The 19,528-nt window shown below is 73.6% G+C and carries 8 protein-coding genes; 2 read left to right on the top strand and 6 right to left on the bottom strand.

Going from position 1 to position 19,528, the window contains the following annotated elements:
• Positions 1 to 59: 59 nt before the first annotated feature.
• Positions 60 to 1,691 carry an ABC transporter permease gene (locus OHU89_RS38635; protein WP_405649584.1) on the bottom strand — a complete coding sequence of 544 codons (1,632 nt, stop codon included), beginning with the start codon at positions 1,689 to 1,691 and terminating at the stop codon, positions 60 to 62.
• Positions 1,691 to 2,608 (bottom strand): ATP-binding cassette domain-containing protein, encoded by a 918-nt coding sequence (locus OHU89_RS38630; protein ID WP_405649583.1) that lies wholly within the window; start codon positions 2,606 to 2,608, stop codon positions 1,691 to 1,693. The genes OHU89_RS38635 and OHU89_RS38630 overlap by 1 nt, the downstream gene beginning before the upstream one ends.
• 355 nt (positions 2,609 to 2,963) lie before the next feature.
• On the opposite strand from OHU89_RS38630, the gene OHU89_RS38625 reads away from it, so the two are divergent.
• On the top strand, positions 2,964 to 3,734 hold the full coding sequence (locus tag OHU89_RS38625) for a BTAD domain-containing putative transcriptional regulator (protein ID WP_405649582.1): 771 nt from the start codon (positions 2,964 to 2,966) through the stop codon (positions 3,732 to 3,734).
• 78 nt (positions 3,735 to 3,812) lie between these two features.
• Here OHU89_RS38625 and OHU89_RS38620 read toward each other — a convergent pair whose 3' ends face one another.
• Positions 3,813 to 8,351 (bottom strand): beta-ketoacyl synthase N-terminal-like domain-containing protein, encoded by a 4,539-nt coding sequence (locus tag OHU89_RS38620; RefSeq protein WP_405649581.1) that lies wholly within the window; start codon positions 8,349 to 8,351, stop codon positions 3,813 to 3,815.
• 88 nt (positions 8,352 to 8,439) lie between these two features.
• On the bottom strand, positions 8,440 to 15,747 hold the full coding sequence (fabD, locus tag OHU89_RS38615) for an ACP S-malonyltransferase (protein WP_405649580.1): 7,308 nt from the start codon (positions 15,745 to 15,747) through the stop codon (positions 8,440 to 8,442).
• 301 nt (positions 15,748 to 16,048) lie between these two features.
• Here fabD and OHU89_RS38610 point away from each other — a divergent pair, with 301 nt between their 5' ends.
• Positions 16,049 to 17,725 carry an AMP-binding protein gene (locus OHU89_RS38610; RefSeq protein ID WP_405649579.1) on the top strand — a complete coding sequence of 559 codons (1,677 nt, stop codon included), beginning with the start codon at positions 16,049 to 16,051 and terminating at the stop codon, positions 17,723 to 17,725.
• Between the two features lie 15 nt (positions 17,726 to 17,740).
• Here the strand turns inward: OHU89_RS38610 and OHU89_RS38605 are convergent, their stop codons facing one another.
• Positions 17,741 to 18,418, bottom strand: a complete 678-nt coding sequence (locus OHU89_RS38605) for a TetR family transcriptional regulator (RefSeq protein ID WP_405649578.1) — start codon at positions 18,416 to 18,418, stop codon at positions 17,741 to 17,743.
• Positions 18,418 to 19,497: a hypothetical protein gene (locus OHU89_RS38600; RefSeq protein WP_405649577.1), complete on the bottom strand. Its 1,080-nt coding sequence runs from the start codon at positions 19,495 to 19,497 to the stop codon at positions 18,418 to 18,420. The genes OHU89_RS38605 and OHU89_RS38600 overlap by 1 nt, the downstream gene beginning before the upstream one ends.
• Positions 19,498 to 19,528: the final 31 nt, after the last annotated feature.

Genomic DNA, 19,528 nt, shown 5'->3' with positions numbered 1-19,528 from the left:
GGAATGCCGTGGTCCCGGTGACGGCCGGTGCCGTCCGGCCGGCCCTCAGTCGGGGGATGTCACTGGAGGGCCAGGTCGCGGCGACGGAACAGGGCGGTGCCCGCGGCGGTGAGAGCCGCCGTGATCGCCAGGAGCACCAGCAGCGGGCCTACGGTGAAGTCGCCGCCGGGCAGTCCGGGCACATGGCTGAACGGCGAGATGTCCATGACCGCCTGCGGCAGGTCCAGGGTCGAGCCGATCTGGCCGATCAGCAGGCAGATCGCGAACGCCGCCCAGGGCAGGCCGATGGCGAGCCGGGGCAGGGAGCCGAAGGCGAGCACGGCGAACGCCGCCAGCACCAGCACGGCGGGCAGGCGCACCAGCGCGGCCGCGACGAGGGAGCCGAACTCCGCGCCCATGTCCCCGGTGGCCACGCCGTAGCCGACAGCGGCGCTGATGCCGGTGAGCAGCATGAGCACGGTGACCCCGGCGAGGGTGACGACCAGGTGGCCCGTCATCCAGCTGAACCGGCTGGTGGATGTGGACAGTACGGTCTCCATGCCGCCGCTGGTCTCCTCGTGGCGCATCCGGTTCAGGGCCTGCACGGCGAATCCGGCGACCGCGAGGCCCATCAGACCGATGGTGGCGGAGAGGTAGGCGTCCAGCAGTGAGCCGGTGCCGCCGAGTTGCTGGATGATCTCGGCGGTGCGCTCGCTGTCGCCGATGAGGTCGTTGATCTCGTCGCCGACCACACCGAAGGAGAAGCTCATCACGGACACCCCGACGGCCCAGCCGGCCAGGGTCCCGCGGTGCAGGAACCAGGCGAGGCCGATCGGGCTGAGCAGGGCCGGAGCGGCCTCCGGCGAGCGGGGCTGGACCGCCCGCATACCCATCCCGACGTCACGGATGCGGGTCAGGGCGAAGGCCACGCCGACCTGGACGGCGAAGGCGGCGAGCGGCAGGGCCAGCACCCACCACCGGTCCTGGTCGAACGGGCGCATCTGCTGGCCCCAGCCGATCGGGGACAGCCAGGACGGCCATGCGCTCTCCACACGCGGGCCGCCTCCGGTGGTGCGGCCCGCCACGTCGCCGACGGCGCGCAGCATGAACGCCACACCGAGCGCCGCCGCCGCGGCGCCGTTGGCGGCCCGGGCGCTCTCCCAGATCTGGGCGGTGATCGCGGCGACACCGGCGAAGGAGACCCCGACCGCGCCGATCGCGGCGCCGGCCGCGAAGGAGGAGCCCAGTGGCAGCCCCGCCGAGGCCAGTCCGAGGGCGCTCACGACGGCGAGCACCACGTTGGCCAGGACGGCGAGCAGCAGCCCCGCGGTGAGGGCCGCGTGCCGGCCGACGGCGGTGGAGCCGATCAGTTCGGAACGTCCCAGTTCCTCGTTCTGCCGGGTGTGGCGGACGACGGCGAGGGTGCTCATCAGGGCGGCGGCCACCAGCACGAGCAGCAGGGACTGCGTCATGGCGGTGGCGCCCTCGCTGGAGCCGGAGACCAGGCCGCTGAACACCAGTGAGGCGGGGTTGTCGGCGGCGCTGGTCTGGGCGGCGATCCGGTCCTTCTCGGTTTCGTACAGACCGCTGATGCTGGAGGCCGTGGCCGTCTGCACCAGTGTCAGGCCGAGGATCCACAGCGGAAGTTGGATCCGGTCCCGGCGCAGGGCGAGCCGCAGGAGGTCGCCGGTGCCGGCGAAGTAGCGGCTCATCACCGCGCTCCTGCCGTCTCGCGCTGGGCGGGCACCTCGTCGCCGTAGTGCCGCATGAACAGCTCCTCCAAGGTGGGCGGGGTGCTGGTCAGCGACACGATGCCGAAGTCGGCCGCGTGGCTGATGACGGCACCGACCTTGCCGCTGTCGACGGTGAAACCGACACCGTCGGGCCCGGAGTGCACGTCGTGGACGCCCTCGAACCGGTCCAGGCCGGTCAGTTCGCGTTCCGTCTGGACCGTGACCGAGACGCGGGTGAGGTGGCGCAGTTCCTTCATCGAGCCGGACTCGACCGTGCGGCCCTCACGGATGATGCTGACGCGGTCGCACAGGGCCTCCGCCTCGGCCAGGATGTGACTGGACAGCAGCACGGTGGCGCCGGCCCGCTTCAGGTCGAGCACACAGCTCTGGAAGACCGACTCCATGAGGGGGTCGAGACCGGAGGTGGGCTCGTCGAAGATGTACAGCTCCACGTCGGAGGCGAGCGCGGCGACCAGGGCCACCTTCTGCCGGTTGCCCTTGGAGTAGGTGCGGAACTTTTTCGTCGGGTCGAGTTTGAACCGCTCCAGCAGCTCCGCGCGGCGTTTCCTGTCGATGCCGCCGCGCAACCTGCCGATCAGGTCGATCGACTCGCCGCCGGAGAGATTGGGCCAGAGGCTCACGTCGCCCGGGACATAGGCGAGCCGGCGGTGCAGGTCCACGGCCTCGTGCCACGGGTCGCCGTCCAGCATCCGCACCTCGCCGGCGTCGGCCCGCAGCAGGCCGAGCAGGACCCGGATGGTCGTGGACTTGCCGGCGCCGTTGGGCCCCAGGAGGCCGTGCACCTCGCCCTGCCTGACCGTCAGGTCGAAGCCGTCGAGGGCCCGCACCTGACCGAACTTCTTCACTAAGCCTGCTACGGCAATGGAGTTCGTCACTGTCACAACGTATCAAACTTCCATGACTTTGTGAAATCTGCGAAATCTCGGCTCCCGATGGAGGGACGGGTTCCCCGGCCGGGCGGGTCGACCCGTCCACGCCGGGACCTGAACCCCGCCACCGTCCCCCTGCCCCCTGTCGCGCCGGATGCACCGCGACGCCCGAACACTAGGGGGCTTTTAGGGGTGGGTAGGGGCTTCAGACGCCCTCCGCTTTCTCATAGCCTGCAAAGGCCTGCACGGCCGACGGAACAACAGCCCGGCACATCACGAAGATGGACGGGAGAAGACTTGAGAACTGTTCCAGCAAGAGAACGGCAATCGACGCAGCGTATTGTCAACGGGGGTTGAGTAAGTGCAATACGACATACTCGGACCGGTTCGGGTGACCGACAGCCGCGGTGGCAGGTTCGTCAGCGCCAGAAAAATGCAAGTGCTGCTGGTGCTCCTACTCATCCGCGCCCGACAGGTGGTCTCCATCGACGAGGCCATCGCCGAGATCTGGGGGGACAATCCCCCCCGCCGGGCCACGGCAGGCATTCATGTGTACATCTCCCAACTCCGCAAGTTCCTCGCGCAACCCGGCAGTCAGCACAATCCGATTCTGACCCGGCCGCCGGGATATCTGTTCCACCTGGGCGACGACCGGATCGACGTGGACCTGTTCCAGGAGTTGCTCCACCAGGGGCGGCGGCACCTCAAGGAGGGGCGGCCGGAGAACGCCGTCGCCGCCTTCGAGGCGGGGCTCTCCCTCTGGCGCGGCCAGGCCCTGGGCGACCTGTGCGACGGACCGGTCATCGAGGGCTTCGCCACCTGGCTGGAGGAGACCCGGCTGGAGTGCGTCGAATCGCTCATCGAGGCGCAGCTCAGTATCGGACTGCACCGCGAACTCGTGGGCCGGCTCTACTCTCTGACGGCCGAGCACCCGTTGCGGGAGACGTTCTACCGCCAGCTCATGCTCGCCCTGTGCCGCTCGGAGCGGCAGGCCGACGCGCTGCGCACCTACCAGCAGGCCAGGACCCGCCTCAACGAGGAGCTGGGTCTGGAGCCGTGCCGTGCGTTGCGCGATCTGCAGCAGGCCATCCTGATCGCCGACGAACGACTGGAGCTGCCCACCGCGGTATGACCCGCGCCACCAGCCGCCACCGGGCGGGCGGAGCCAGTAGCTCCGCCCGCCCGGTCGGTTTCCCGCGGCGGACCGCCGTCAGCTCCGCGTCGGCCCGTGCGGGGCGCGCAGCCGGTGCGTGAGCTCCGTCAGGACCCGGGGCCCGCTCTGGTCGCCGTGCACGAAGTAGTGGTCGCCGGGCAGGACCAGCAGCTCGAAGTCCCCTGTGGTCAGCGTCCGCCACGCCCTCGCGTCCGGCTCGCGGACCACGGGGTCGGCCGTGCCGTGGAACGCCGTCACCGGCAGGTGCAGCGGCGCCTCGGTCAGGTCGTGGCGGTAGCTCTCGACGATCCGGAGGTCCGCGTACCCGGCGCCGTCGAGGGCCACCTCGGCCATGCCTGCGAGGTCCTCGCCCAGTTCCGTGCGCAGCGCGTCCCGATAGCGTTCCGGCTCCGCGCGGCGCAGCCGCATCAGGTCCTCGTGGTCGGGCATGCCGGTGAAGCCCAGGCCGCGCGTGACCGACCGCAGCCGCGCGCCGAGCGGGTTCTCCCGCCCCGTCGGCGCGCTGAACGCGCTGACGAACAGATGGCGCAGCGACTCGCCGTACTTGCCTTCCAGCCGGTGCGCCAGCCGGAAGGCGAGCAGGGCGCCCATGCTGTGTCCGTAGAGGGCGAAGGGCCGGTCCAGGTACGGCTCGATCGCCTGCGCGACGGCCTCCACCGCCTCCTCCACGGTGTCGAGGGGACGCTCGTCCCCGCGTTCCTCCCGGCCCGGCAGCTGCACCGGGCACACGTCGATCGCCGGATCGGCGTCGGCCGCCCAGTCCCGGTACAGCGAGGCCCCGCGGCCGCCGTAGGGCAGGCAGAACACCCGTACGGCGCAATCGTCGCGCGGGGCGGCCGGGAGCCAGCGGGCGCTGTCGGTGTCGTAGGGGCGCCGGGTCTCGCTCACCGGGTGTCCCTCGACGGACGCGGTGACGCGGTCCAGTACCTCGTCGAGCGTGGGTCCGGCGATGAGCAGGTCGACCGGGAGGTCGACCGCGGCCTCGGCCCTAACGCGCCGGCGCAGTTCGAGGGCGGCCAGCGAGTCGAGCCCGGTCTCCGACAGCGGCAGGCTGAACGGGACGTCCTCGGGAGGCAGTTGCAGCAGTTCCCCGACCATCCGCGCGAGCCGGGAGCGCAGGGCCGCGTGGCCGGCCGGTCCACGCCATCGCGCGCGGGTCTCGTCGGTGGGCGGGGCGTCCGGGGCCGGGCCGCCGGAGCTGATGACGCGGATCTCGGTGGCGCGGGCCCAGCCGACCGTCCGACCGTCCTCTGCACCCAGCAGATGGTCACCGACCAGGCTCTGGCGGGTGGCGGGAGCGGTCAGCCGTACATGGCACCACAGGGGGCCGTCCGTCCGGGCGCCGAAACCGGCCTCGCCGAGCCCCGCGACCATGAACAGGTCACGCTCGTGCAGGTCCCGCTCCGCGGCGAGGGCGTAGAGCGGGGCACAGGCGTCCAGCACGCCCGGCGGCACCGGGAGTTCGGGAGCCGGCCTGCCGGGCCCGCCGTGCGTCTCCTCGGCGGACGGGGCGCGGAGGCGGGCCAGGACCTCGCCGTCACCGAGCCACGCCTCGGTGACCCACTCGACGGACGGGCCGTACGGCACACCGCGTTCCCTCAGCCGACGGTAGAAGTCGGCGCCGTCGATCCGCACGGCGCAGCGCTCCTTGATCGCCGCCCGGGCCTGCTCGGTCAGCGGCTCCGGTGCGGCGGCAGTGTCCTCGGCGGTCGGCCCGGTGCGCACCCGGCCGCCGACGTGCCGGCGCCAGCTGCCCGGCTCGTCGGCGGTGGCCGGTGCGTCGATGGCCCGGCTGTGCACGGAGAACGCCGACCAGCCGTCGCCGTCGGGCGGGCCGACGACGAGGTGCACGGCGCGTTCCCGGGTGCCGGAGAGGGCCAGCGCCTGCTCGAAGGTGACGTCGGACAGCCGCAGTCCACCGTCGGCGGGCGCCACCGAGGCGAGCATGTCCTGGTGGTAGCCGACGTGGACGACGCCCGCGGTGTCGGCGACCTCGGGGAGCAGCGCCCGGCTCACCGTGGCGGTGAACTGCCGCTGCTCCAGCGGCGACGGCAGCGCCTGCAGTCCCAGGGTGCCGACCGGGGCGCCGGTGCCCGGTACCGCCGGGGTGTCCGGCTCGGCGGCCGCGGTGCGGTACGCGCGGCGCCGGAAGACCTGGCCCGGCAGATCCAGCCGGGTCCGGTCGTAGCCGTCGTCGAAGGCGGACCAGTCGACCTCGTCGCCCTGGAGGTGGCGGTGGGCCAGGCCGTCGAGGAGCTCCCGCCAGATGTCGTCACCGGGCAGCCGCCACACACCGCTCGGGTCCTCCGCTGCCGCCGCGCCGCCGATGTGGATCAGGGTGTCGTAGCCGTGGACGGTGAGCGCTCCGGCGGCCGCTCGTGCCGAGGTTCCGGTCGCGGTCCGGGTCCAGAACGCCGGGTCCGCGACCTGGTCGGCGGTCACCTCGGTGGCGTCCGGGCCGTGCAGCAGACGCAGAGCGGGGGCGCGCCGGGGCAGGGCGGTGGGAGCGGGGGCGGCCGTGTGCCGGGCGCCGAGCAGGCTGCCTGCCTCGCGGACGCCGAGGGCACCGCCGAGCAGACCGGCCGCGAGGTCGCCAGGGGCTTTCCCGGCGGCCACGGCGCCGGGGGCGAGGCCCCAGTCCGCGAGCGTACGCACCAGGGCGACCTGGCAGGCGACGGTCAGCACGTCCGCCGCGAGGGTGGAGGAGAGGTGTCCGGAGGCGGCCGCCGCGGCGGGGTCGGCGCCCGCGGCGGTGGCCAACTCGGCGGCGCACTCGTCGTAGTGGGCGCGGAAGCCGGGGTGAGTGGGGTGCAGCGCCGCGACGACGTGGGCCGCGCGGTCCGCGTCGGCGCCGAGCAGGAAGGCGACCGGCCGCGTGGGGGCGCGGTCACGGGCGCCGACCGCGTCGGACGCGGAGAGCTGTCGGCCGCCGGATGCCACCTCGGGGGCGCCGCCCGCGGCGAGGGCCGCCAGCCGGCCGACGAGTTCGTCGCGCGAGGCGGTCACGAGGGCGGCGCGGTGCGCGAAGTGCGCGCGGCGGGCGGTGGTGGTGTGGCAGACGTCCGCGAGCGGGGCCTCGGGGTGGTGGGCCAGCCAGTCGCCGAGGCGGGCCGCCGCGTCGCGCAGTCCCTCGGGGTCGCGGGCCGACAGGGCCAGCACATGGGCGGGGCGGTCGGGGCCCGACGCGCGGCGGGGCGCGGCCGCGGGTTCGGTGAGGACGACGTGCACGTTGGTGCCGCTGAAGCCGAAGGAGCTGACGCCTGCCGTGCGCGCCCTGCCGTCGGCGTGGTCCGGCCAGGGGCTCGTCCGGTCGTTGAGGACCACCGGCAGCCGCTCGACGCCGAGTCGCGGGTTGGGGGTGCGCAGGTGCAGGTTGCCCGGGATCTCCCGGTGCCGCAGGGCCAGGACCGTCTTGATCAGGCCCGCCACTCCGGCCGCCGCCTCCAGGTGCCCCACGTTGGACTTCACGGCGCCGATGCGCAGCGGCGTCACGGCGGTCCGGCCGGCGCACAGGACGTCGGCGGCGGCCCGCACCTCGATCGGGTCGCCCAGCGGGGTGCCCGTGCCGTGCGCCTCCAGGTAGTCCACGTCCTGCGGATCGGTCCGGGCCGTCCTCAGCGCCTCGGTGATCAGTTCGCGCTGCGCCCTGCCGTTGGGGACGGTCAGACCGCTGGTGCGGCCGTCGTGGTTCACGGCCGACCCCGTGATGAGGGCGAGCACGGGCGCGCGTACGGCGGCGGCGTCCCCGGCGCGCATGAGGGCGACCATGCCGCAGCCCTCCGCCCGGGCGTAGCCGTCGGCCGCGACGTCGAAGACCTTGCAGCGCCCGTCCTCGGACAGCGCCTCCATCCGGCTCAGGGCGACCATGACGGCGGGTGACATCATCGCGCTCACCCCGCCGGCCACGGCCGCCGCGCACTCGCCGCGGCGCAGGCTCTCGACGGCCAGATGGACGGCGAGCAGCGACGAGGAGCACGCCGTGTCCACCGCGAGGGCGGGACCGCGCAACCCCAGGGTGTGGGCCACCCGTCCCGCGGCGACGCTGATCGCGGAGCCGGTGGCGGTGTACGGCCCGGTGTCCCGCAGCGGCCGGGGCCGCAGGGCGTTCTCGGAGCCGGAGATGCCGACGAAGACGCCGACGCGCTGCTCGGCGCGGGTGCCGGAGACCAGCCCGGCGTGTTCGAGCGCCTGCCAGCTCGCCTCCAGCAGCAGCCGGTGCTGCGGGTCCAGCTCGCGGGCCTCGGCGTCCGGGATGCCGAAGAACGACGCGTCGAACGCGTGAGCGCCCTCGGTGAGGAAGCCGCCGCGGCGGGTGTAGGAGGTGCCGGGGGTGGTGCGGTCGGGCGAGTACCAGCGGTCGTCCGGCCAGCGGTCGGCGGGGACGTCCGTGATGCCGTCGCGGCCCTCGCGCAGCAGGTCCCAGTAGCGTTCGGGGCTGTCGGCACCACCGGGGAAGCGGCACCCCAGGCCCACCACGGCGATGGGCTCCTCGGTCCGGGCGCGCAACTGCCCGACCTGCTCCCGCAGTGCGCGGACGGCGTCCAGGGAACGCCTCAGCAGGGCGTCATCGGTCATGACCGTTCCTCTCCCCCAGTGGTTCGCCGGACGTCCGCGCGGTCGGCTCCGTCGCGGGCGTCCGGCACACGTGCTCGGACTGCACGCCCTACAACTCCAGTTCCGCCAGGACGTGCTCCAGTTCGGCCGCCACCGTCGAGTAACCGTCCGCGGCGGCCGGCGCGGGCCGGTCGGTGTCCTGCGCCGGTTCGATGCGCAACAGCCGCTCCAGCTTGACCCGTTCGGCGTGGACGACCCCGAACTCGGGCCTGGCGTGGTGCAGGGCGGCGTCGAACGCGGCCACGCCGACGGCGTTCTCCAGCGGGGTCAGCCCCAGCCTGCGGCGTACGAAGCCTTCGGTGGCCTCGTCGACGCGCATGCCGCCCTCGCGCCAGAACGGCCACACCACGGCGATGCTGGCGCCGGACCGCTCCCCCGCGGCCCGCTTCTCCTCGCGAGCGCGGCTGAAGGCGTTCAGGAAGCGGCTGGCGAAGGCGTAGTCGGCCTGGCCCGGGTTGCCGGCGAGGGCGGCCAGCGAGGAGAACACCATGAAGACGTCGAGGTCGTCGTCGCGGGTCGCCTCGTCGAGGTGGCGGGCGCCGTCGATCTTGCCGGCGAGGACGGTGTCGATCTCGTCGGCGGTCTTGTTCGGCAGCAGCCCGTCGCGCAGCACGCCGGCGGAATGGATGACGCCGTGCACCGCGCCCCACTGGTCCCGGGCGAAGGCGAGGAGCCGGTCCACCTCGGTCCGGTCGGCGACGTCGGCGCGTTCGTACCGGACGTCGCTGCCGAGGGCGCGGATGCCCTCCAGGGCCGTGAGGCGGTCGTCGGTCAGCTCCGAGCGGCCGGCCAGGAGCAGGTTCACCCGGGCCCGGCGGGCCAGGTGCCCGGCGAAGAGCAGGCCGAGGCCGCCGGCACCGCCAGTGATCACCCAGGTCGTGCCGTCCCGGACGGTGTCACCGGCCCGTGCCGACGGCGCGGCCTGCAGCTCCCGGAGCCGGCGCGCCCAGCGCCCCCGGTCGTCGTGGCGGACCTCGGCCTCGGTGCGCGTGTCGGCGGCCAGTTCGACGAGGGCGGCCTCCAGGAGGGCGTCCGCCGGGTGGCCGTCCGCGCGGTGCACGGCCACGGCCTGCTGGACGAGGCGGGGGTTCTCGTGCTCGACGGAGCGGGCGAAGCCGCCGAAGGCCTCCGCGAGGGCGTCGGCCGGCCCGCCGGTGCGGGTGTGCAGGCGCAGCAGCCGCACCGGTCGGCGCAGGCCGCCCCGCAGCAGGGCCTGGCTGAGGTGGAACACGGACGTCAGCGCGGTGCGCGGATCGGTCCAGGCGTGCAGGACGGTGACGGGCGGTGTGTCCAGGCCGGCGAGGAGGGCCGTGTGGTCCTCGGCCGATCCGGGCCGGATCGTGCGCTCGGTACCGGAGGCCGTGTACCGCTCGCCGGGCTGTACGCCGATGACCAGGGCGGCGTCCGAGTGGTGCCGTCGGACGCGTTCGGTGAGGGACCCGTCGGCGTCGAGGACCAGGACCGGGTGGGTGAGCCAGGAGCCGGGTCCGTGGGGCGCGTCGGCGCGTTCCCAGGCGGCGGTGTAGTGGAGGACCTGCGGTGCCGGACCGTCCGCCGGGTGGTCGGCCGGCGTCGCGGTGGGGGCCGGGTCGGGCGCGTCCAGGTCGAGCTGTTCCAGCAGGTGCCCGGCGAGGTCGTCGATGCAGGGGTAGTCGAAGACGACGCCGGCGTAGAGGACCAGCCCCAGCGACTCCTCCAGCAGGTTGCCGAGCCGGACGGCCATCACGGAGTCCATGCCCAGTTCGAAGAAGCCGCGCTGCCGGTCCGGCGGGTCGTCCGGCGGGAACTGGAGGAGCGTGCCGAGTTCCCGTTGCATGTGGGCGGCCAGGGCGCTGTGCCGCTCGCCGCGCGGCACGGCGGCGAGCACGAGGCGCAGGTCCGGGCCCTGCGGGGCGTCGGCACTCGGCGCCAGCGCGGGTCGGTGTACCGGGTCCGGGTTGCCGCTCGGCTCAAGCCAGTAGCGGCCGCGGGAGAACGGGTACGTCGGCAGCGACACCCGTCGCCCGCCGGTCGGGGCGGCGGCCCAGTCGGTGTCGGCGCCGTCGGCCCAGCGGGCGGCCCGCTCCTCGTCCGTGGCGTCCGCCGGCACGGCCGGTACGGTGCCGGACCGGTCGGGCCGGCGGCCGATGTGGAGGCCGGCGGGGGTGTCCTGGCCGGCGGCCAGCCGGTCGAAGCGGTCGATCGCCTCGGCGAGGGTGCGGGCCGTGAACGCGGCCCGGTACTCCATGGCCTCCCGGCCCTGCTGCAGGGTGTGCGCGACGTCCTCCGGGCGTGCCGTGTCGTCGTCCGTCCCGGCCGGGGTCCGCTCCGGGGAGCGCAGGAACGCGGCCATCCGGGACGCGTAGGAGCGCAGACTCTCGGGCGTACGGGCGGACAGCGGGAACACCAGCGGCCGGCCGGCGGCGGGCGGCCGGGGTCGGGCCGGGGCCTCCTCCAGGACGAGGTGGACGTTGACCCCGCCGGCACCGAACGAGCTGATCCCCGCCCGGCGTGGCGCGGTCTTCTCACGGCCGGGGCCGGGCAGCCGGACCTGTTCCCAGGCGGTGGTCTCGCGCTGCACGCGGAACGGCGTGCTGTCGAGGTCGAGATGGGGGTTCAGCCGCGGCGAGTGCAGCAGCGAGGGTACGAGGGTGCCGTGCCGCATCTGTAGCACGACCTTGGTGACCTGGGCGATGCCGGCCGCCGCCTCGGCGTGGCCGATGACCGACTTCACCGACCCGATGGCGCACGGCGGGCGGCCGTCCCGGCGGTGCGGGAGCGCCGCGTCCCCGTACGCCTCGGTGAGGCCGCGCACCTCGATGGGGTCGCCGAGGCTGGTGCCGGTGCCGTGCGCCTCGACGTAGCCGACGGTGCCGGCGTCCACCCGGGCGTCGCGCAGCGCGGCACGGACCAGTTCGGCCTGCGCGACCGGGTTGGGCACGCCGTAGCCGTAGGTGCGGCCGTCGCTGTTGACCGCCGAGCCCTTGATGACGGCGTGGATCCGGTCCCCGTCGGCCAGCGCCCGGTCCAGCGGCTTGAGCAGGACCGCGCCGACCGCCTCGGCCGGGACGTAGCCGGTGCCGCCCTCGCCGAAGGCCCGGCAGCGACCGTCCTCGGCGAGGAATCCCGCCTCGGCGAGCATCACGTACTTGCTGGGGTGCAGCGACAGGTTCACGCCGCCCGCCAGCGCGGTGGCGCACTCGCCGCGGCGGATGGCGGCGCAGGCCAGGTGGATCGCGTAGAGGGAGGAGGAACAGGCGGTGTCCAGCGTGAGGCTGGGGCCGCCCAGGTTGAGCAGGTGGGATATCCGGTTGGCGACGGAGAAGGTCTGGGAGGTGACCATGCGCCAGACACCCTGGTCCAGGTCGTTCCCGGCGAACATCTGGTAGTTGTTGTAGGTCACCCCCGCGAACACGCCCACCGAGCCGCGCCGGTCGCCGAGCCGGGGGTCGGCCAGGGCCGCAGGGGTGTATCCGGCGTCCTCCAGGGTTTCCCAGGCGGTGGTGAGGAAGAGCCGCTCCTGCGGGTCGAGGAGCCGGGCGTCGCGCGGCGAGATGTGGAAGAACTGCGCGTCGAACGCGTCGACGTCGTCGAGGAACCCTCCCCAGCGGGGCCACGCCTCGCCGAAGCGCTCCTGGGCGAGCTCCGCGTAACGCCGGTAGCCGGGCCGGTCGAGCGGTATCTCCCCGACGCAGTCCCGGCCGTGACGCAGGTTCTCCCAGAAGTCGGCCAGGGTCGGGGCCTGGGGGTAGCGGCCGCCGATGCCGATGATGGCGATGTCGGCGGACCCGTGCCGCTCATCGAAGGTGGCGGAGGAGGTGGCCGCCGGCGAAGCCGTCACGGTCGGGGCGTTCGCGGCGGGCGCGGGAGAAGCGGGCGCGGGTGTCCGGCGGACCCGGTCGGCCACATGGCGAGCCAGCGCGTCCACGCTCTTGTAGGTGAACAGCGTGGTGCTGTCGAACGGCCCGTAGTGCTCCTCCAGACGGCGCCGCAGCTTCTCCACGAGGAGGGAGTTGAGCCCGAGGTCCTCGAAGCGGGCGGACGGATCGATCTCCTCCTGCCGCCACTTCAGCGTCTCGGCGAACAGCTGGACCAGGTGCCCGCGGATCTCCTCGGTCGAGACCGGTCCCACCGGAGCGGCGGGTGCCGTCACGGCGGCGATCGCGTCCGGCGCCGGATGCGGGAGTCCGTGCGGTACGAGGTCCTGCGGCCGGCAGCGTCGGCGTTCGAACGGGTACGTCGGCAGCGGTGTCCGGCGCACGGGCCGGTCGCCGCGCAGCACCGTCCAGTCGAAGTCGGCACCCGCCGCCCAGAGCCGGGCCAGGGTGCCGGTCTTCCCGGCCTCGACCAGGGCGGCGAGATGGGCCGCTCCCTCGGGGCCGTCGAGCAGGGCGCGGGACAGGTCGGCGGTGCCGGCGGCGTGTCCGGTGCGCCAGGTGTCGCCCTGCTGTTCGCCGCGCAGGAAGCGGACGAGTGCGTCGTACAGGTCGTCGATGTCGTCCGCGACCACCGCGAGCCGTGTCTCCATCGGCTCCCGGCCGAGCTGGAGGGTGTCGGCGAGCGCGGTCAGGGCGAAGTCCGGCGGGCTGCCGGGTGCCGCGTGATGGTCGAGGTGGTGGACCAGGTCCCGGGCGTACTCCCGCAGCGCGTCGGGGGTGCGGGCGGACAGCGGGATCAGCAGTGGACCGGCGGTCGGGACGGCGGCCGTCCGGTCGCTGACGTACTCCTCCAGGACCACATGGGCGTTCGTACCGCCGAAGCCGAAGGAGCTGACGCCGCAGCGGCGCGGGAGAGGGGTGTCGTCCGCTGTGCGGGGCGGCTCCCAGGACGCGAGGCGGTCGCCGATGCGGAACGGGCTGCCGTCCAGGCGGATGTACGGGTTGAGGGCCTCGAAGTGGCGCAGGGCGGGGAGCCGGCCGTACCGCAGGGCCTGCACCATGGTGACGAGGCCGGCGAGCCCGGCAGCCGCCTCCAGGTGGCCGATGGCGGTCTTCACCGAGCCCAGGGAGCAGTGCGGCACGGCGGGCGCGGGAAGTCCCCAGTCGTGGTAGAGGCGGGTGAACGCCTGCTTGAGACCCTCGATCTCGATCGGGTCGCCGAGGCTGGTGCCGGTGCCGTGGGTCTCGATGTGCGTCGCGGTGGCGGGGTCGAGGCGGGCGGTGCGCCAGGCGTCGACGACGACGTCCGCCTGGGCCTCGGGGCTGGGTGCGGTCAGTGAGGCGCTGCGGCCCGAGTGGCCCACGGCGCTGCCCCGGATCACGGCGTGGATGTGATCGCCGTCGGCCTCGGCGGCGGCCAGCGGTTTGAGCAGCACCGCGACCACGCCCTCGCCGCGGACATAGCCGTTCGCGGCCCGGTCGAAGGTCTTGCAGCGGCCGTCCGGCGCGAGCATCCCGGCGAGGCCGAAGCATTCGAACGGTGTGGGGCTGAGCAGCAGGTTCACGCCGCCCGCGAGGGCCAGGTCGCACTCGCCGGAGCGTAGAGCGCGCACCGCGCGGTGGACGGCGACCAGGGAGGAGGAGCAGGCGGTGTCGACGGCCTCGCTGGGTCCGCGCAGATCGAGTTGGTACGACACGCGGTTGGGCAGGACGGCGTGCGCCAGGCCGGTGGCGGTGTGCGCCTGGGGTCCGGCGGCGCTGTGGCCCAGAACTTCCAGGTAGTCCATTGAGCTGAGGCCGACGAACAGGCCGGTGCGGCTGCCGGCCAGGTCGCCGGGGCGGCGTCCGGAGTCCTCGATCGCCTTCCACACGGTCTGCAGGAACAGCCGCTGGTGCGGATCCATCAGCTCCGCTTCCTGCGGTGAGATGCCGAAGAAGGAGCAGTCGAAGGTGTCGACCTCGTCGAGGAAGGCGCCGTGCGCGTCCCGTGCCCGCTCCGGCCCGGCCCAGTCGCTCCAGCGCTCGCCCGGCACGCCGGTCACGAACTCGTCGCCTGCCACCAGGCGCCGCCAGAACTGTTCCAGGTCGGGGGCGCCGGGCAGGAGCGCGCTCACTCCGACGACGGCGACGGCGTAAGGGGCGTCGTCCAGGGCGCCCGGCCGGGCCGCCGCCGGTACCGCCGGACGCGTGTCCCGGTACCTCGCGGCCTCGTGCTCGGCACCCCCGTGCCCCACCTCCTCGGGCTCGGCCTCCGGATGACGGGCGGTCACCAGGTCGCGGTGCTCGGTGAGCAGATGGCCGGCGAACGCCTCCAGCGTGAAGTGCTCGAAGAACACGGACGGGGTGAGGTCGACGCCGAGGTCCCGCCGCAGCCGGTCGGCGAACTCGATGAGCCGGATCGAGTCGAAGCCGAGGGCGCTGAGCTCCGCCTCTGGCCGGACGGCGGACGGCTCGACCTTCAGCACGTCGGCGACCGTGCCGCGCAGGTCGCGCAGCAGCGCGTCACGCAGCGACTCCCCGGGGGCGACGGCGCTACGCGCCGGGCGCTGCCGCTCGGGCCGCCGCAGGCGCAGTTCCCCGTCGGGTGCCGTCGGCGGCGCGGGCGGCTCGTCGGTCTGCGGGGCCGGCCGCTCCACCTCCCGCCGGGTCGCCTGGATCAGCCCCCGCAGCGCCCGGCCCGGCCCCAGGGGTTCGATGTCGACGACGCCCCGGGCGAGGAGGTGGCGCACGGTGTCCGTCCACCGCACCGGGTGGTCGAGTTGGCGGATCAGCGCGCCGGCCACGTCGTCGTCGTAGGGGCGGGCGGTCACATTGGAGATCACCGGTATGCCGGGCGGCCGGAGGGCGAAGGTCCGTACGTGGTCGGCGAACTCGTCGCGGAGCTCCGACATGTAGGGCGAGTGGAAGGCGCCGCTGACCCGCAGCACCGTGTACAGGCCCGCGCCCGCGTCCTCGAAGGCGGAGCGGGCGCGCTCGATGTCCTCCCGGGGACCGGCGATCACGATCTGGGTCGGGTTGTTGTAGTTGGCGATCGACAGGTTCCCCAGGCCCGGCGCGTCGAGGACCTCGCCGACCCGCTCGGCCGTCAGGCCCACGACGGCGGCCATGCCTCCGTCGGCCACGCGGGCCATCAGTTCGCCCCGCTTGGCCACCAGGCGCAGTCCGGTGGCGAAGTCGAAGACGCCCGCGGCGTGCAGCGCGTTGTACTCACCCAGGCTGTGCCCCGCCACATAGTCGGGCTCGGGCCCGCCGTCCCGGCGGTGTGCGAACAGGCTCAGCGCGTTCACCACGTACAGGGCGGGCTGCGTGAACTCCGTGTTCTGAAGCAGACCGTCGGTGTCGGCGCAGCACAGTTCCTCGACGGAATAGCCGAGGAACTCGTCGGCCTCCGCCAGCACGTCCGGGAACGCGGAGAAGAGCTGCTCACCCATCCCTTTGTGCTGTGAACCCTGTCCGGGGAAAACGAGCGCGAACACGGCGTGTTGTTCCTTAGGTTGCATCGGAAATACCGATCCGGGATCTGACGGATGCGGGAATCCGGGGATTGCCCGGCAAATTTCAGCCAATCCATCATGCCCGGGGCGACTAAGGATGCTCTTGCGGCTCCCTAAAGCCATGGTCCAGCAATTGCCGTGCTTGACTTCCCCGTTGCATGCTGCACATCATGCGCTCGCATTCGCCATGCCATTTTCAGCCGCTCTGCGGCTTTCAATTCGGGGGTAGGAAATGCCAGTTGCCGTTTCGACCCAGGACGTTCACATCGACCGGAGGGGATTCGAGCCGGAAGACCGTCCGGGACCGGTGTCCCTGACCTCCGCGAGCACGATCGGTGCGGCCCTGCTGGAGATCGCCGAGCGCGATCCCGGCCGGCCGCTGGCCTACGTCGAGGGCTCCGGGGAGCCGGTGCGGCTGACCGCGTCCGAACTCGCCGAACTGGCGGGGGCGGCGGCGACCACGCTGGCCGAGCACGGGGTGCGCCCCGGTGACCGGGTCGGTGTCTGCATGGACACCGGGGTCGACGCCTACGCGGCGCTGCACGGCTGCTTCCTGCTGGGCGCCGTCCCCTTCGTGTGCGAGCCTCCCCTGGCCACCATGCGGCGGCAGCGCTGGGAGGACCGGCTGCGGCTGCTGATCAGCCGGGCCGAGCCGCGTGCCGTGGTGGCCTCCCCGGAGTTCCGGGACGCCGTGTCGGCGCCGTGCGCCCAGGCCGGGGTGGCGATCGTGGAGCCGCCGTTCGAAGGCGGTCTGGTGCCGGGCTCGGTGCGGGCGCGGCCCGGCGACCTCGCACTGATCCAGTTCACCTCCGGCACCACGGGCGACAGCCGGGGTGTGACCCTCACCCATGAGGCCGTCTTCGCCAATGCCGCGGCGATCGGTGACCGTGCCTACCGCTCGGGCGATCTGATCGTCAGCTGGCTGCCGCTCCACCACGACATGGGACTGATCGGGCTGAACCTCGCCCCGCTGCTGCACGGCCTTCCGGTGGCGAGCATGCCGCCGCTGTCGTTCGCGCTGCGTCCGGAGCGGTGGCTGTGGGCGATGCACCGCTACCGGGGCACGTTCACCTCGGCACCGAACTTCGCCTACCGGCTGTGTGCGACCAATGTGCCGGACAGCAAGCTGGCGGGGCTCGACCTCGGTGCCTGGCGGCTCGCCGGCAACGGCGCCGAGGTGGTGCAGGCCGGCACGCTGCGCGCGTTCGCCGAGCGCATGGCCCCCTACGGCTATCGGGAGCGGGCGATGACGCCCTGCTACGGCATGGCGGAGATCACCCTGGCGGCGACCATGTGCGTGCCGGGCGACCCGCTGATCACGCTGCCGGTGCGCCGCGACCGGCTGGCCGCCCACGGCGAGGTCGTGGAGGCCTCGCCGGACGATCCCGACCATCAGGAACTGGTGTCGTCGGGCAGGGCGTTGAAGGGGATCGAGATCCGGGTGGTGGACGAGACGGGCGCGGACCTGCCGGAGCGCCGTCAGGGGACGATCCTGCTGCGCTGCCCCTCCATGATGTCGGGCTACTACCGCCAGCCCGAGGAGACCGCGAAGGTTCTCGGCAACGACTGGCTGGACACCGGCGACCAGGGGTTCCTGGACAACGGCCAGGTGTACGTCACGGGCCGGATCAAGGACGTGGTGATCATCGCCGGGTCCAACTATCACCCGTACGCCTTCGAGGCGGCGGCCGCCACGGTGGAGGGTGTGCGGGCGGACGCGGTGGCCGCGGTGGGCTGCCCGGACCCGGAGCGGAGCACCGAGGTACTGGTCCTGGTGGTGGAGTCCCGCAGCCACGCCGACGCCGAGCGCGTCCCGGAGATCCGCGCGGCGGTGACCGCGGCGGTCTCCGCGGAGACCGGGCTGCGTCCCGATCGGGTGGAGGTGGTCCCCCGGGGTGCCCTGCCGAAGACCCCGAGCGGCAAGCTGCAGCGGCGTCAGGTCGTCGAGGCGCTCGTCAACGGGACACTCCCCGGGCGCCGTTGAGAGACGGCGACGGTGTCACGGCACGGACGGCGGGGCGCCCAGCTGGCCCAGCAGCATGGCGTCGGCGTAGGGCCCGTAGAGGTCCACGACCGTGTCCAGGTCCATGTCGGCCAGCGGGCCGATGGGGACCACATAGCGGCCGGTGACCAGCCCGACGAGCAGGGAGGCCACGAGCACGGCCCGCACTTCGGGCTCGGGGGTCGGGATCCGGCGGGCGATCGGCACCAGCAGTTCACCGCCGGCCACCTCCCTGAACAGCCGCGAGGCCTCGGGGTGCTCCATCGCGGAGCGGAAGACCACCAGGAGCGAGGAGCGTGACCCGGAGTCCTCCCAGCGCGTCAGGAAACCGCGGACCAGCCGACTGCCCGGCCCGCCCCGTGAGCCGTGGGTCCCGTCGGTGCCCTGGGGGTCGTCGAGGATCTCGGGCAGGGCGGGCAGCAGCTCCTCGGCGCGCATCGCCTCCCGGATCACCACGGAGAAGACCTTCTCCTTGCTGCCGTAGTGGTACATCACCAGGGCCGGGTCCACACCGGCGCGTTCCGCGATGGCCCGGACCGTGGTGCCGCGGTAGCCGTGCCGGGCGAACAGCTCGACCGCCGCGAGCCGGATCAGCTCGCGGCGGTTCTCCGGTGCCCCGTCAGGGCCGTCCGGCTTCGTCGGTACGGGGGCGGGGCCGCTGGGCTCCTCCGCCATCAGGCCGCCCGGGGACGGCCGGCCCGCAGCGCGGAGGCGGGTGCGACGACCACGACCGGGCGGAACGGCCGGAACCGCTCCACCACCAGCGCCACGCTCCAGGAGACGGCCGCCCACAGCGCCAGTGTGAGCAGCGGGCCGCCGGCCGCGTTGCCGTCGAAGTAGAAGACCCTGCGCAGCAGGGAGACCGTACTGCCCATGGGCAGGTACTCCGAGACGGCCGCGTAGAAGGCGGGCTGGAAGTGCGGGTCGACGACACCGCCGGACGACGAGACGCCGAGCGGCAGCACGAGCAGTGCGCCGACGACGATGCCGAGCGCGCGCAGCAGCGCCTGGCACGCCGCCACCACGCCGACGACCGCCAGCGACAGCAGGACCGAGATTCCCAGCAACTCCGCGAAGTGCCCCGTGAGGGCCCCGGTGACCGGTCCCGCGAGCAGGGCACCGACAAGACCGGCGACCATCGCGTAGGCGACGGAGGCCAGCCATCGCGCGGCGGCTCGTTCACCTCCCGCCGCCAGGCTCAGACCCACCTGGAAGAGCAGTCCGCCCACGGACAGGGCGACGCACAGCAGGACCGCGCTGACCCCTCGGGAGTCGTGCTCGGGCAGGGGCGCGACGTCCTGCGTCCGCGGTGGGGTGCCGAGTTGGTCGATCAGCCGCTCGTAGGCCGCTGTCGCCGCCCGGGTCGGCGCGTCGCCCGCCGCGCTTGCGGTGAGAAGGGTGGGCGCGCCCTGGGGCCCGATGACGATGGCGCCCAGGATCTCCTGGTCGCGCAGTGCGTCACGGGCCGCCTTCTCGTCGGCGTACGTGGTGACGTCGAAGGCGCCGGGCGCGCCCGTCTCCAGCTGCCGGCCGAGGGTCTCGACGGCCGGGGGCGGTCCGGCCACCCCGAGCGGCATGTCGTGCGGGGCGGGATTGCGCAGGCCGGGGATCATCAGCCCGGCGAAGGCGACTACCAGGAAGAGCCCGAGCAACGACGGGCCGAGCAGGACTCGGAGGTCGGGGGAACGCCGGGTCGTGGGCGGGGGTTCGGACGGGGCTGTGCCGGCGGTCGGCCCGGCAGCAGGAGAAGTCACGGTGTGCTCCCTTGAGCCAAGAAACAGGACG

Source organism: Streptomyces sp. NBC_00019 (assembly GCF_045041015.1).
Classification (GTDB): Bacteria; Actinomycetota; Actinomycetes; order Streptomycetales; family Streptomycetaceae; genus Streptomyces.
The sequence above is the reverse complement of the archived record's forward strand: the minus strand, read 5'-3'. Positions and strand labels throughout refer to the sequence as shown.